We start from the raw sequence: 14,652 nt of genomic DNA, 5'->3' as shown, positions 1-14,652 counted from the left end.
TCGAAAAACCTCGTAAAAATTTGTAACTTTACTTTTTCAATTCAATTACCGTTATGCGCCGGAAAATTCAAAATCAAAATCCTGAATTTAAGATACTTACATTTCCAAAGACTCCCTTTCTTTTTGAAAAGGACGGATTGGAATTAAAATCTCATTACACAGAGGCGGACACGGATGCCTCTCTTACCTCTAGTGTAAGTGCAGGAGTGGCTCCTTACCTTCGAGGGCCCTATCCCACTATGTATGTACAAAAGCCGTGGACCATTCGTCAATATGCCGGTTTTTCCACAGCGAAGGAGTCCAATGCATTTTATTTAAAGAACCTCGCAGCTGGGCAAAAGGGGCTTTCGGTCGCCTTTGATTTAGCCACCCACCGAGGATACGATTCAGACCATCCTAGGGTCGAAGGAGATGTCGGTAAAGCCGGGGTAGCCATTGATTCGGTGGAAGATATGAAAGTTCTTTTTGATAAGATTCCACTGGATGAGATTTCTGTTTCTATGACAATGAATGGAGCAGTGCTGCCAATCTTGGCCTTTTATATCGTGGCTGCCGAGGAGCAGGGCGTGAGTCAAGAGAAGCTCTCAGGGACCATTCAGAACGATATATTGAAGGAATTCATGGTGAGGAACACCTATATCTATCCACCCAAGCCGTCCATGAAAATCATTGCGGATATTTTTGAGTATACCGCTCAAAACATTCCCAAGTTTAATTCGATTTCCATTTCAGGCTACCATATGCAGGAAGCAGGTGCTACGCCTGTTTTAGAAATGGCTTACACACTTGCAGATGGACTTGAGTATGTACGTACAGGGATTAAAGCAGGGATGTCAATCGATTCCTTCGCGCCTCGTCTCTCCTTTTTCTGGGCCGTAGGAATGAATCATTTTATGGAAATTGCTAAGATGCGAGCGGCCCGCTATTTATGGGCGGAGCTTCTCAAGCCCTTTGAACCTAAAAACCCTAAAAGTCTTGCACTTCGTACCCATTCTCAAACTTCCGGTTGGAGCCTTACGGAGCAAGAACCCTTTAATAATGTAACAAGAACTGCTATTGAAGCCCTGTCGGCAGCTTTAGGAGGTACGCAATCCTTGCATACCAATGCTTTGGATGAAGCCATTGCACTGCCCACAGATTATTCTGCAAAAATTGCAAGAAATACACAAATTATTCTCCAACAGGAGAGCGGTATTTGTGACGTGGTGGATCCCTGTGCGGGTAGTGACCTAGTCGAGGCTTTGACCAAGCAGATGATTACAGAAGGGATGAAGTATATTGAAGAAGTAGAATCGCAAGGTGGGATGACTAAAGCAATTGAACAAGGAATTCCAAAGATGAGAATCGAGGAAGCCGCTGCCCGCAAACAGGCCAAAATTGATTCCGGAGAGGAATTTATTATTGGAGTCAATTCCTTCAAATCTGAACTTGAACAACCCCGATTCGATATTCTTGATATCGACAATTCACAGGTCCGTAAAGAGCAAATTGAAAGACTAGAGAGTCTTAAAAGAAGTCGCGATGCACAAAAGGTAAGTGAGATCCTTCAAGAAATTGAACAGACTGCTAGTAACGGAAATGGAAATTTATTAGAACTTTGTATTGAAGCCGCCAGAAGGCGAGTGACCTTAGGTGAAATGAGTGATGCGATGGAAAAAAGTTTCGGTCGTTACAAAGCGAACATTAGAACGATTCAAGGAGTGTATGCGATGAGTGCAACTAAGAATGAATATTTCGCGAAAGCCCTCGCTTTATGCGAAACCTTTGAGAATAACTTTGGACGTCGTCCCCGTATTATGGTTGCGAAAATGGGACAAGACGGTCACGATCGGGGCGCAAAAGTAGTAGCGACTGCATTTGCCGACATGGGCTTTGATGTTGATGTCGCGCCTTTGTTTCAGACCCCAATGGAAGTAGCTCTTCAAGCCGTCGAGAATGATGTCCATGTATTGGGTATCTCCTCACTTGCGGCAGGGCATAAAACCCTCGTGCCTAAAGTCGTAGAAGAACTTAAAAAACTGGGAGCCACCGATATAAAAATCGTAGTTGGGGGGGTAATCCCCAAACAAGATTATGACTATTTGTATGAAAACGGGGCCGATTATATTTTTGGACCCGGTACAAGTCTTCCGCAGTCGGCTTGTCAGATTCTGGAAGGGTATTTAAAAGAATAAGCGATTAAAAACAAAAAAAGCGGACTTTGCCTCTAAGGAAAGTCCGCTTTTTTATTTTTTTCTAGTTCGTGTTAGAAACATACTCATATACAAGTTTCCCCTGCTCGTCGCTTAGTTTGGCTTTCGGTGCCATCGCATTCACGAGCCCTACCCACTGTTCATCCGTAAAAGATTTTGGTTCTGGCAGTGCGTGGCATTTGTGACAAGAGTTTTCAAAGATCGTTTTGCCTTCTGCAATTTGCTGCTCTTTTTTAAGTTTGCTTCCAGCCATGCCGCTCTGGGTACAAGAGGCGAGAACTAGCCCTAAAGTGAGGGTACCGAAGATCATTTTTTTCATAAAGAATTTTGTTAGTTGTTATTTTTGGTTAAATTTAAATAATTTACATGAGTAACCAAAGATCAGATGGAATTACGATGGAAAGTTAGAAAATTAATTTTAAAAGAGCCTTTTCATATTGCGTATGGGCAATTTGACTATCGGAATGCACTTCTTGTGGAACTTTCGGAGCAGGACGTCGTGGGATTTGGGGAATGTGTCGAAATTACTTATTACGGCATCGTCCTCTCTGATTTTGAAAAAGAATTGAGTCGAATCAGACGTTTAGTAAAACAAGTCTCTATGGTGACTCCGCAGGAGTTTTATTTGCTTTTAAAGAAGTGGGCTCAAAATTCCTTTTTACGTAGCGCTCTGGATTGTGCCTATTGGGATTTGTATGGAAAATTAGAGGGCAAATCTTTTGGTGAACTAAATTCGATTGTAGGTCCCCTCCCCATTTCCTCTTTAACCCTTAGTGGAGGAAGTTCGTGGGAGCAGGTGCAAAAGATTAGAAGCTCAGAGTGGAGTTTCTTTAAAGTAAAGTTTGTGGAATGGAATCCCTTACAATTGGTAGCTCTGTTAGAGGCAGGAAAAAAGATTGCCATTGATGCAAACACTAGTTTTGGACCTGAGGATTGCAAGCGGCTAGAGGCAAGTTTGAACGTTAAAAAACTAGTATATGTAGAGCAGCCCTTAAAAGTGGGCGATTATAAGGTTTTATCACGCAATTCAAAAGTGAACTGGATGGGCGATGAAGATTTTCAATCGATGGATCAATTGGCGGATTTGCAGCCCCATTATCCATCCTTAAATCTTAAGCTTATGAAATGCGGTGGTCTAACCCCGGCGCTTGAGGTGGTCAAAAAAGCAAAAGAGTACGGGTTTCGGGTGATGATTGGGTGCATGACAGAGTCCTCAGTAGGAATTTCCGCAGGGATTGCCTTGGCGCCCCTTTGTGATTATGCGGATCTTGATGGGGCCGAATTAATCGCAAATGATGATGCGGTTGGGAGTAAGGTTTATCAAGGTGAATTGCAATTAGAGAGATCGCCAGGACTAGGCATTCAAATGAAAACTTAATAAGGAAGAAAAGATGAACGAGATATCGGTACAGGAGTATTTAAAGGGAATTCGAGAGGGAGACAAAAGAATTTTGGCCAAGGCTATCACTTTGGTGGAGAGCAAGAAGCCAGAGCATCGAGCGAAGGCCGAAGACCTGTTAAGGGAAATCATGCCGTATACTGGGAATGCCATTCGAGTAGGCGTTACGGGGGTTCCAGGCGTTGGGAAATCCACCTTCATCGAAAGTTTTGGGCTTCTGGCGATAGAAAAAGGCAAGAAAGTGGCAGTCCTTGCGATCGACCCAAGTTCCACACTTAACAAAGGATCTATATTAGGAGATAAAACCAGGATGGAGGAGTTAAGCAAATCCGCCATGGCCTTTATCCGTCCTTCTCCTAGCTCTGGATTTTTGGGCGGCGTAGCAAACACTACTTTTGAAACAATGCTTTTGTGTGAAGCAGCTGGATACGACTATATATTGATTGAAACTGTGGGCGTGGGACAAAGCGAGGTGATGGTTTCTGAACTTAGCGATGTCTTTTTGTTTTTGAAAATTACCGGAGGTGGAGATGAATTGCAGGGGATCAAACGAGGCATTATGGAAATGGTCGATCTCATTTTTATCAACAAAGTGGAAAACGAAAATTTAGCCCTCGCCAAACAGACCAAACAGGAACTCTTGCGTGCACTTTATTTTATGCCGGAAAAAGAGCCCAATTGGAAGGTCCCAGTTCTTTTAGGGTCAGCGCTTGAAAAACAAGGACTTGATAAAGTGTTTAGTTCAATTGAAAAGTTCATTGATCAAAAGAAACAATCGGATCGCTTTGTTCAATGCAGGCAAGAGCAGGCAGAAAAAAGGTTTTTCTATTGGGTGAAACACTACCTTATAGAACGTACAGAAGCGGATGCCTATTTATCTGAAAATTACGCGCGGCACAAACAAAACGCATCCGAACTTAAGTCTACACCCAGTTCCGAAGCAAAAAGTTTTGTGAACTTACTCTTTAAATCTAATTCTTAGTTTCGTTTTTCATTAAGTACCCATCGTACGAAATAAGTTGACGATCGTTTGCTTCAATGGTTAGGTAGGCACGGCCGTTTGGATACACTTGCAAGACCATTCTTTGAACATGAGTCACATCCTGTGGGCGAAGAGTAATTACATTCACATTGCGTTTTCCAACAGATTCCTGGTAGCTGAACTTCTCGGAAGTAAATCGATAGCTTTGTTTGTCAGGATCGGTTGCAGGCGTGTACATGCGTCCAAAATAAGGAAGAGTAGAAGTAATCTTTCCTTTGGTCACTTCCATTGTATACCCGTAATCGAGGTCTAATAATCGAGAGCTCCCCTGCATAGTACCACTCATTACCCTTGAAATATCGCTCGAAGAAGGTACAGCTCTTTTTGCCATAAAGGTAAATTCTTTAGAGTCTAGCAAATTGTCAAGTGTTGTTTTATCAAGGTAATCTTGAGAGCTACAAGATTGGAGGATTGCCAATACGAAGACAAACGATAGGAGTATGTATTTTTTCATTTTTCAATATTTTATAGGTTTCTTACAAAATTCGTGCTCAAAGGCTACTAAAGGTACATTATTTTTGACAATTGGAACAAATATTGTAACCACGATATCTAATAACACTTAAAACTATGAAATTTATACAAGCAATTACAGTAGGTGCTGCATCTCTTTTGATGGTAGCCTGTACTACGAACCCCATTACGGGACGTCAATCCGTACAATTAGTGAGCGACGCACAAATTGCCAGTATGGCGGTTCAACAATACCAAGAAGTTTTGGCAAAATCCAAAGTTGTCAAAGGCACCACAGCCGCTAATCAAGTAAAGAATGTGGGTCTTCGACTGCAAAATGCAGCCAAGAACTATTATAATTCCATTGGGCGCTCGCAAGATTTAGCAGCTTTTAATTGGGAATATAATTTAATTCAAGATGCATCTGCAAACGCATGGTGTATGCCTGGAGGAAAAGTGGCCGTTTACAGTGGGATTTTACCCATTACGCAGAATGAAACCGGTTTAGCGGTGGTGTTAGGCCATGAAATATCCCATGCCTTGGCGGGTCACGGAAACGAGAGAATATCTCAAGCCATGATAGCGCAGTATGGAGGACAGATTCTTGGAAGTACCATTTCTAATGGGCAATTAGCGCAAGTTTTTGGCTCTATTTACCCAGTAGGAGCGCAAGTAGCCTTACTTAAGTACGGTAGAAAACAAGAATTAGAAGCGGATGAAATGGGACTTTACCTAATGTCAATGGCAGGATACGACCCCAGAGGAGCGACTCCTTTCTGGAACCGTATGGAGTCTATGACCACAAGCGGCAATAGACCTCCAGAATTCCTCTCTACTCACCCGAGTCCGGAGAATAGGAAATCACAAATAGCGGCACATTTGCCAAAAGCCCTTGAATATTATAAAAACGCAGGTGGTAAAATTTAAATCCATCTAATTAGAACCTAAACCTCTTCAAAATTTTACTAAATTTGAAGAGGTTTTAATTTATATACTATGAAAAGTCTAAGTCTCGTCGGTGTCATACTTTTAGTAATCGCCACATTTTTATTTTATCTGACCACTGATTTTGCCGTGGAACAAATCAAACTTTCCCATATTATGGGAATAATGGCTGGGATTGGGCTCGGGTTGATTTTCGGTGGAATGGTGGGCTATGTGAGCAAAGGAACGGCGCTCAAACAAGAACAGAAACGCCGCGAATTTAAACAACTGCAGAAAGAGAAATTAGAACTTGAACGCAAAGCACAAGAGCTTGCAAAAGAAAAAGAACTGCAGCAAAAAGCCCTGGAGCAAAAAGAAACTCCGAATGAAAATATAAATCCCCCAAATTATTATTAATTCAGGGGATTTAAATAGAGGTTCTTTGCTTCTTAGAATGCGTAACCAAGTCCTACCATAAATAAGCTTGGACGGTTGTCATAACGGACTGTGTAGCTTTCACCCGCAACGTTGTTGTTAATGAACTCACGCTGATCTTCGTTGAATGCACCTTCGTATTTTGCATTAATCAGTAGTTTACTCACTTTCACTTGCGCTCCAAATTGATACCCTACGGTAAAGTTTGATTCTGCATTTTCTTTAAAATCATTGTATTGGTTGTCTGTGCTAAGGTTGTAACTTGCTACAGGACCTGCGAATACACCTAGTTGATCTCCTAGTACATTTAACCCTACAAGAACCGGCAAATCCACACGATTGCTTTTAGCTTCAATGGTGGTATTGGTAGTTGGATCGGTGAATTCATTTTTGAACGTGGTGTAATAAAGCTCAGGCATAATAAACAGAGCCGTAGGCAAATCAATTTTTGCAGACAGTCCTACATTGAATCCTGTGTTATTCTTACCACTCGAATTGTATGCGTCGGTGGCAGAGTTTGAAATGTTTTCCCACGTTGGCTTGCCCGTTGGAAATAATAAATTGGCTTTAGCTGCAAGAGAGACTTGAGCAGAAAGCGTCACGGATAGACCGATTAAAGCGGCACTGACTAATTTCTTCATTGTTGTTCAGGTTTCGTTATTTGATTTTCGATTGAGGTTTTGTTGGTACTCAAAAAGTATTCTCTTAATTCCTTAAAGAGTTCAGAGGAGTAAACAAAATCAATTAGGTTTTTATTCCCTGCAGTGATCACATTGTTTTTATCACCCTCCCATTCCAAAATTCCTTCCCTTAGGTATACAATTTTCTCGCCAATAGTCATTACGGAATTCATATCGTGCGTATTTATGATGGTTGTCGTATTGTATTCCTTCGTGATTTCAAGAATCAAATCATCGATAACATTCGAAGTATAAGGGTCTAGCCCTGAATTGGGCTCGTCGCAAAATAAGTACTTTGGATTGTTGACAATAGCCCGTGCAATGGCCACCCTTTTTTGCATCCCTCCGGAAATTTCTGCAGGATATTTTCGCTGTGCGTTGTCTAGACGCACGAGTCCCATGACCTGAAAAGCTCTTCTTTTTTTCTCGCGGAAGGTTAAGTTTGTAAACATATCGAGTGGAAAGGTAATGTTTTGCTCCACCGTTAAGGAGTCAAACAGAGCGCTTCCCTGAAACAGAGTTCCAATTTCAGAGCGTAGGGTTTGTTTTTCGTCTCGCCCCATTTTCATAATGTCTCTCCCATCGAATAAGATCGTTCCGCTCGTAGGTTCATGAACATTGAGTAGCGACTTTAAAAAGACGGTTTTACCTGAACCACTTTGCCCTATGATTAAATTGACCTTTCCTGTATCAAAAGTAGTCGTGATACCTTTAAGTACCTCCGTACCGTCAAAGCGTTTCTTTAAGTTTTTAACCTCTATCATTAGCTTAAGATCATTTGGGTTAATATAAGCTCCGAGATGATAATAAAGACCATAGTCCAAACTACCGCCTGCGTACTTGCACGACCCACTTCCAAGGAACCTCCTTTTACATTGTATCCAAAATAGGCAGGCACTGTGGCTATAATAAATGCAAACACTATAGTTTTGGTGAAGGCATAATAATAAAAGAGAGTGGGCATATACATTTGGATTCCTGAGATATATTCTGCTGAAGTCCAGTTGTTTGTGAATTCACCTGCTAGATATCCTCCAAAGATACCCACGGTGATACTTAATGCAATAAGCAATGGGTTAAACAAAACGCAAGCAATTATTTTAGGAAGAATGAGAAAGTTCGCGGAATTAACCCCCATAATATCAAGGGCATCAATTTGTTCTGAGACTCTCATGGTTCCAATACTCGAGGCAATGTAGGATCCGACCTTTCCGGCAAGTACTAGGGCAATAATCGTTGGGGAGAATTCCAATACGAGAACCGCTTTTGTAGCATACCCCACAAAGCTTGCGGGAATTGGAAAGGACGAGGCGTTGAAGTTATTAAACATTTGTATCGCAACGACCGCGCCGACAAATATGGAGGTAAATACCACAAGACCAAAGGAGTTCACACCTAGGTCATGTATTTCTCGCATCAAAAGCCTCCAAAAGACGGCAGCTTTTTGGGGGCGGCGAATGCTTTTTCCCATAAGCATGAAATACTCGCCAAATGCGGTTAAAAACTTTTTAGTCATACTGCGAAAGTAATATTAATATTTTAATTATGCTCTACAACAGAGTAGAACCTTGTGCATGTCTTATCTAGGGAATATTTAAATATTTATGGGTCTGGACCGAGGCTTGCCACTGTGGGTTTTCCAAAATAAAGTCCGTTATTTTTGGATACATTTCCTCGCGTTTTCCCCATTCGCTTTGCAAATAAAGTCGGCAAATATCGGATACTTTTTCAGCCTGGCTTTGGGCAAACTTGAAATCATTTTGATTAAAAACGATCATCTTTAGTTCGCTTGCCTTTTGATAAATTTCCTCTAAGGGAAGACCTGTTTTTTTCGGTGAAAGCGTAATCCAATCGATCGTCCCACTTAGGGGATAGGCCCCAGAGGTTTCAATATGAACGGTACATCCTCGCTCTTTTAATTTTGCCGTTAAAAGATCAAGATTCCACATAAGGGGCTCTCCACCTGTTAAAACGATTGTTTTGCAGTGGTTTGCCGCCGTTTCTGCCACCTGTTCTACGTCGAGCAAGGGATGGATTTTCGGGTCCCAGCTCTCTTTCACGTCGCACCAATGGCACCCTACGTCACATCCTCCAAGACGGATAAAGTAAGCCGCCTTTCCTGTATGGGCACCCTCTCCTTGGATGGTGTAAAAATGCTCCATGACAGGGAGCATTTTACCCTCTTTTAGTAATTGTTCCTGATCGTCTATCATTTTGTATTGAAATATGGAAACCCATTTCCACTATATTATTTATCTAGTTCTTAGCCTCTACGTTTGTAGGCTAGCAAAGTGTTTTTCATCAGCATAGCTCGAGTCATGGGCCCAACGCCTCCTGGAACCGGTGTAATCCAGCTCGCCTTTTCTTTGCATCCTTCGTAATCTACGTCTCCTTCTAAATGAAATCCACGTTCTCCTGTATCTTCCACGCGCGTGATTCCGACATCAATAATCACAACCCCTTCCTTCACCATATCTTTTTTCAAGTATTTCGGAGCGCCAAGGGCAACCACAATAAGGTCTGCTTTGCGAGTGTATTCTTCTATGTTTTGGGTATGGCTATGTACAACCGTCACGGTTGCATCGCCAGGATCCCCTTTGCTGCTTAATAGAATGCTCATGGGACGACCAACAATTCGACTTCTTCCAATGACCACACAATTTTTTCCTTTTGTACTTACATTGTAACGCTCTAGTAAAGTCATGATCCCGTAGGGGGTTGCGGGTAAGAATGCCTCCATTTCTAGGGCCATTCTACCAAAGTTTTCCGGATGAAAGCCGTCTACATCTTTTGTGGGATCAATCGCATTAATGATAAGTTCTTGATCAATTCCTTTTGGCAAAGGAAGTTGTACGATAAACCCATCGATCGCAGGATCTTGGTTTAGCTTTTCAATTTCTGCAAGTAGTTCGGACTCAGTCACTGTGTCCGAGAGGCGAATTAAAGTGGACTCGAACCCTACCTCTTTACAGTCTTTCACTTTGCTATTTACATATGCTTTGCTTGCGCCATTCTCGCCCACAAGGATTGCTGCTAAATGCGGAGCACGGAGCTCCTGAGCTAAAATTTTATCTACCTCTACTTTGATTTCGCTTTTGATGTCTTTCGAAACTTTGAGTCCGTCTAGTATTTGAGCCATAATTCTGATTTTTGCAAAAAGATGTTTTATTGATTGTTTGCTTTGTAGTAATTAAGTAATCCGTTCGTGGAACTGTCAAGTCTAGTGGTCTTCTCCTTGCTCTGTAGTTCAGGAAGAATTCCTTTGGCAAGAACTTTCCCAAGTTCAACGCCAAACTGGTCAAAGCTAAACACATTCCAAATCACCCCTTGTACGAAGATTTTATGTTCATACAATGCAATTAGTTCGCCTAGAGTGAAAGGGGTTAGTTCCTTGAACAAAAGTGAGTTGGTGGGAATGTTTCCTTTAAATACTTTGAAATTTGCGAGGCTTTCAATTTGTTTTTCCTCTTGGCCGCTTTGTCGAAGTTCGGTTTCCACTTCCTCTTTTGTCTTACCAAAAGCCAAAGCTTGGGTCTGTGCAAAGTAATTTGCCATCAATTTAGGTTGATGATCGGAAACTGAGTTTAAAGACTCCACATAGCCAATGAAATCTGAAGGGATAAGTTCCGTGCCTTGATGGATTAATTGATAAAAGGCGTGTTGTCCATTGGTGCCGGGTTCGCCCCAAATAATGGGCCCCGTTTCATAGTCGACAAAATTGCCATTTCGATCCACACTTTTTCCATTGCTTTCCATGTCGCCTTGTTGTAAGTAGGCTGCAAAGCGATCTAAATATTGGGAATAAGGAAGAATCGCATACGATGATGCGTCGTAAAAATTGCGATACCAAATTCCTAGTAGCCCCATCAGAACAGGGACATTCTGATCTAAAGGTGCCGTTTTGAAGTGAGTGTCAGTTTTGTTGGCCCCTTTTAAAAGAGATTCAAAATTTTCATACCCTACAGCAAGTACAATGCTCAGTCCAATGGCGCTCCAAAGAGAATAACGACCTCCAACCCAATCCCAGAATTCAAAGATTGAATCTGCAGAGATTCCAAATTCTTGAACCGCTTTTGTATTGGTCGATAAAGCGACAAAATGCTTCGCAACATCACTTGTGGTCGCACCACTTTCTAGTAGCCATTGTTTTGCAGACTCTGCATTGGTCATGGTTTCTTGCGTCGTAAAGGTTTTTGAAGCGACAATAAACAAGGTCGTTTCTGGGTCTAAAGGTTTTAGTACTTCCGCAATGTGATTGCCATCCACGTTCGAAACAAAATGGATATTTAATCTCGTTTTGTAGTGTTTTAGTGCCGATACCACCATGACAGGCCCTAAATCGGATCCTCCGATGCCGATATTTACAACGTCCGTAATGGGTTGATGGGTATACCCTTTATGGTTCCCTGAAATTACATTTTCAGAAAACGATTTCATTTGGTCTAGAACCTTTTGGATTTGCGGTTTTATGTTCTGCTCGTCCACCAAAATAGGATCCGAAGAAAAATCTCGAAGGGCGGTATGAAGAACGGCTCGGTTCTCAGTCTCGTTGATTTTTTCTCCTGAAAACATTGCTTGAATGGACTTTTCTAAGTCGCATTCATTCGCTAATTGTAGAAGTAAATCTTTGGTTTTTTGGTCAATTAAATTCTTCGAGTAATCAAAGAGGAAATGATCGCTTGCAACAGAGAATGTCTCGAAACGAGTACTGTCTAAGGCAAACAAGGTGCGTAAATCAAAGTTTTGATCTGAAAAATGGGCTTGTAGGTCCTTCCATGCTTGGGTTTGAGAAGGGTTTATTTTTGAAAGCATAAGGTACTTTGTTAGTTGAATTGTATTTGAGGTGGTAAAATTACGCAAATTATCACCTTTTGCCTAGATTTTACGAAGGTGATATTGTAAAATCACCCCCCTTTCTTTTGTGATCATTCTAAGGGAGGCAAAGCCCAAGGTTCTGCGCCCTAAACTAAATTGCCAGTGCGTGAGGTCCTCACAGCAAAACAAAGTTTCTCCAAGGGCTTCTCGTACTGGCAAAATTATAAGACTTTTTCCTCTAGATAATGGCAATATCGATCACCTCGCTCATTTTCGTCACGTAATGGATTTTAAGATTTTTGAGGTAGTCTTTTTTGATTTCATCCACATCTTTTCGGTTGGCCTCGCAAAGTATGACTTCCCGAATTCCAGCGCGGTTCGCGGCAAGAAGTTTCTCTTTGATTCCACCCACAGGGAGTACTTTTCCTCTTAGTGTGATCTCTCCGGTCATGGCCATGTGAGGTTTCACTTTCTTGTTTTTGAAACTCGAGACCATTGAGGTTAACATCGCGATCCCAGCGGAGGGTCCGTCTTTTGGAGTAGCTCCTTCAGGAACGTGCACGTGTATGTTAAACGAACTGACATCTTCGTCTTTTAGGCCTAATTCCAAATGCTTTGCTTTAATGTATTCCAAAGCTATGGTCGCCGATTCTTTCATTACATTTCCTAAATTTCCCGTCATGGTCAAATTTCCTTTCCCGGCACTTAAAAGACTTTCAATAAAGAGAATATCTCCCCCGACACTGGTCCAAGCTAGCCCCGTGACAACTCCAGGAACTCCAGAGATTTCAGAAGCCGTTTTCTCCCTAGGTACACCCAGGATTTGATCAATTTGCTTCAAGGTTAATTTAGGCTCATATTCATTTTCCATGGCAATTTGCAAGGCAACCCAGCGTGCAATGGAAGCAATTCTTTTCTCTAATGTTCTTACTCCCGATTCAGAGGTGTGACTGTCAATTATATGCTTAAGCTCCCTGTTCCCTAGTCTAAAGGCCTTGGAATCCAGTCCTGAATTTTCTTGTTGCTTTTGGATAAGGTGTCTTTTGGCGATTTCTATCTTTTCTTCGGTTGTATATCCCGTGATTTCAATGATTTCCATCCGGTCTAACAAAGGAGATTGTATAGTGGAAAGCGTATTGGAAGTGGCGATAAACATCACTTTTGAAAGGTCGTATCCATATTCTAAGTAATTGTCATAGAAACTATGGTTTTGCTCTGGATCTAAAACCTCTAACAAGGCAGAACTTGGATCGCCTTGCACGCCTTGTCCTATCTTATCAATTTCGTCAAGGACGACCACAGGATTAGAGGTACCTGATTTTTTGATTGATTGTAAGATTCTCCCCGCCATTGCACCAATGTAGGTCTTACGGTGTCCCCGAATTTCACTTTCTTCATGTAAACCCCCAAGTGAGACACGTACATAGTTTCTTCCGAGCGCATTCGCGATGGATCTTCCTAAAGAGGTTTTTCCCACTCCTGGAGGGCCTGTAAGACAAAGGATTGGCGACTTCATATTGTCCTTTAATTTGAGAACTGCCATGTGCTCAAGGATTCTTTTTTTGATGTCTTCAAGACCAAAATGATCCCGGTCTAAAATTCGTTGCGCTTTTTTTATTTCAACCGAATCTTTTGAAAACGTATTCCATGGTAGATCGGTGAAAAAGTCTAAATAGTTGCGCTGTACATTGTAGTCTGGCGAATTGGGATGTTGACGGGACAAGCGATTAAGTTCTTTTTCAAAATGTTCCTCCACTTTTGAGTCCCAAGATAGTTTGCTTGCTTTTTCACGTAATTCCTCTGCATCGCTTTCTGCGCCGCCACCCAGTTCTTCTTGAATGGTGCGTATCTGCTGGTTTAAATAGTATTCTCTTTGTTGCTTGTCGAGGTCTTTGGAGGTTTTTTGATGGATTTGATTTCGAAGTTCCAATTTTCGAAATTCTTCATGCATATATGAATAGCAACGCTTTGCTCGTTTCATCAAACTTTTTTCCTCGAGAAGGCCCTGTTTGTTTTGCACACTGAAGTTACCATTTGTACAAATGAAATTCAATAGCTCTTCATGTTTCGTTAAATTGTTAATTGCAAAGTTGGCTGCATTCGGAATGTTCGGATCGAGCTGAATGATTTTGAGTGCAAGGGCTTTAATGTTGTCTAGAAGTGCTTCGTACTTATGACTATCTCTACTGGACGACTCATTCAGCTGTTCAATGTTCGCTGTCATGTAGGGCGTCTGTTGAACGTAATTTTTTATTTTAAAGCGAAGCATCCCTTTGGTGATCGCCGTAATATTTCCTTCGGGCAAAGTGATAATCTTGACGATTTTAGCAAGGGTTCCAATTTGATACAAATCAGAAGTTTCAGGATTCTCTAAATTGCTATTTTTTTGACTAATAATCCCAATAATGGTCCCGTTTTTTTGAGCGTCTTCTAGGAGTTTCTTGCTTTGTTCTCGTCCTGCTGTAATCGGGATGATCACCTGGGGAAACATCACGAGGTTTCTGACAGGAAGAATAGGGTATAGTTTCTGGGTGTCTAGTTGAGTTTTATCCTCGAAATCGATCATACTTAAGTCCTGTGCGAAAACAGTAAAATCATCCTCCAATAGTCCTTCTAAATTCATGTCTTCAAATTCGATCATAATATTATTGTAAATGACAAATTGTCATTGTTATTGCATTGTGCCGTAGCGGGGAAACCAAGGTTTGTCAG

The 14,652-nt window shown here is 41.6% G+C and carries 14 protein-coding genes; 5 read left to right on the top strand and 9 right to left on the bottom strand.

Annotated features, from left to right (window positions below; translation table 11 throughout):
• Positions 1-53: 53 nt before the first annotated feature.
• Positions 54-2,174 (top strand): methylmalonyl-CoA mutase, encoded by a 2,121-nt coding sequence (gene scpA / locus ACX3PZ_RS02185; protein WP_459111893.1) that lies wholly within the window; start codon positions 54-56, stop codon positions 2,172-2,174.
• Between the two features lie 61 nt (positions 2,175-2,235).
• On the opposite strand, the gene ACX3PZ_RS02180 is transcribed toward scpA, so the two are convergent.
• On the bottom strand, positions 2,236-2,511 hold the full coding sequence (locus tag ACX3PZ_RS02180; protein ID WP_459082647.1) for a c-type cytochrome: 276 nt from the start codon (positions 2,509-2,511) through the stop codon (positions 2,236-2,238).
• A gap of 66 nt (positions 2,512-2,577) precedes the next feature.
• Between ACX3PZ_RS02180 and ACX3PZ_RS02175 the strand changes: the two genes are divergently transcribed.
• Both ACX3PZ_RS02175 and meaB read left to right on the top strand, forming a co-directional pair.
• Positions 2,578-3,570 (top strand): enolase C-terminal domain-like protein, encoded by a 993-nt coding sequence (locus ACX3PZ_RS02175; protein WP_459111892.1) that lies wholly within the window; start codon positions 2,578-2,580, stop codon positions 3,568-3,570.
• Positions 3,571-3,583: 13 nt separating this feature from the next.
• The gene (gene meaB, locus ACX3PZ_RS02170; RefSeq protein WP_459111891.1) at positions 3,584-4,573 is read left to right on the top strand and encodes a methylmalonyl Co-A mutase-associated GTPase MeaB; all 990 of its coding nucleotides are present in this window, start codon (positions 3,584-3,586) and stop codon (positions 4,571-4,573) included.
• Here the strand turns inward: meaB and ACX3PZ_RS02165 are convergent.
• Positions 4,563-5,087, bottom strand: a complete 525-nt coding sequence (locus ACX3PZ_RS02165; protein ID WP_459111890.1) for a DUF4251 domain-containing protein — start codon at positions 5,085-5,087, stop codon at positions 4,563-4,565. The genes meaB and ACX3PZ_RS02165 overlap by 11 nt on opposite strands.
• A 116-nt stretch (positions 5,088-5,203) precedes the next feature.
• On the opposite strand from ACX3PZ_RS02165, the gene ACX3PZ_RS02160 reads away from it, so the two are divergent.
• Together ACX3PZ_RS02160 and ACX3PZ_RS02155 are read left to right on the top strand one after the other, a co-directional pair.
• Complete coding sequence (locus ACX3PZ_RS02160; RefSeq protein ID WP_459111889.1) at positions 5,204-6,013, top strand: M48 family metallopeptidase; 810 nt, start codon at positions 5,204-5,206, stop codon at positions 6,011-6,013.
• A gap of 69 nt (positions 6,014-6,082) precedes the next feature.
• Positions 6,083-6,427: a hypothetical protein gene (locus ACX3PZ_RS02155; protein ID WP_459111888.1), complete on the top strand. Its 345-nt coding sequence runs from the start codon at positions 6,083-6,085 to the stop codon at positions 6,425-6,427.
• 32 nt (positions 6,428-6,459) lie between these two features.
• Here the strand turns inward: ACX3PZ_RS02155 and ACX3PZ_RS02150 are convergent, their stop codons facing one another.
• The 7 genes from ACX3PZ_RS02150 to lon all read right to left on the bottom strand — a co-directional run bounded on the left by ACX3PZ_RS02150 (position 6,460) and on the right by lon (position 14,581).
• Positions 6,460-7,086: an outer membrane beta-barrel protein gene (locus ACX3PZ_RS02150; protein WP_459082635.1), complete on the bottom strand. Its 627-nt coding sequence runs from the start codon at positions 7,084-7,086 to the stop codon at positions 6,460-6,462.
• Positions 7,083-7,889, bottom strand: coding sequence for an ABC transporter ATP-binding protein (locus ACX3PZ_RS02145; protein ID WP_459082633.1), 807 nt, complete (start codon positions 7,887-7,889; stop codon positions 7,083-7,085). The genes ACX3PZ_RS02150 and ACX3PZ_RS02145 overlap by 4 nt, the downstream gene beginning before the upstream one ends.
• The gene (locus ACX3PZ_RS02140) at positions 7,889-8,641 is read right to left on the bottom strand and encodes an MlaE family ABC transporter permease (RefSeq protein ID WP_459082631.1); all 753 of its coding nucleotides are present in this window, start codon (positions 8,639-8,641) and stop codon (positions 7,889-7,891) included. Before ACX3PZ_RS02140 ends, ACX3PZ_RS02145 begins: the two co-directional genes overlap by 1 nt.
• A 67-nt stretch (positions 8,642-8,708) precedes the next feature.
• The gene (locus tag ACX3PZ_RS02135) at positions 8,709-9,338 is read right to left on the bottom strand and encodes a 7-carboxy-7-deazaguanine synthase QueE (RefSeq protein ID WP_459082629.1); all 630 of its coding nucleotides are present in this window, start codon (positions 9,336-9,338) and stop codon (positions 8,709-8,711) included.
• 50 nt (positions 9,339-9,388) lie between these two features.
• Entirely contained in the window at positions 9,389-10,264 is an 876-nt protein-coding gene (locus tag ACX3PZ_RS02130; RefSeq protein WP_459082627.1) for a bifunctional 5,10-methylenetetrahydrofolate dehydrogenase/5,10-methenyltetrahydrofolate cyclohydrolase, read from the bottom strand.
• Positions 10,265-10,290: 26 nt separating this feature from the next.
• Positions 10,291-11,937, bottom strand: a complete 1,647-nt coding sequence (gene pgi / locus ACX3PZ_RS02125) for a glucose-6-phosphate isomerase (RefSeq protein ID WP_459082625.1) — start codon at positions 11,935-11,937, stop codon at positions 10,291-10,293.
• Positions 11,938-12,178: 241 nt separating this feature from the next.
• On the bottom strand, positions 12,179-14,581 hold the full coding sequence (lon, locus tag ACX3PZ_RS02120; protein WP_459111887.1) for an endopeptidase La: 2,403 nt from the start codon (positions 14,579-14,581) through the stop codon (positions 12,179-12,181).
• Between the last annotated feature and the right edge of the window lie 71 nt (positions 14,582-14,652).

The sequence above is a fragment of the Chryseobacterium sp. A321 genome (genome assembly GCF_054489265.1).
This window is presented reverse-complemented; position numbering and strand designations above follow the sequence as displayed.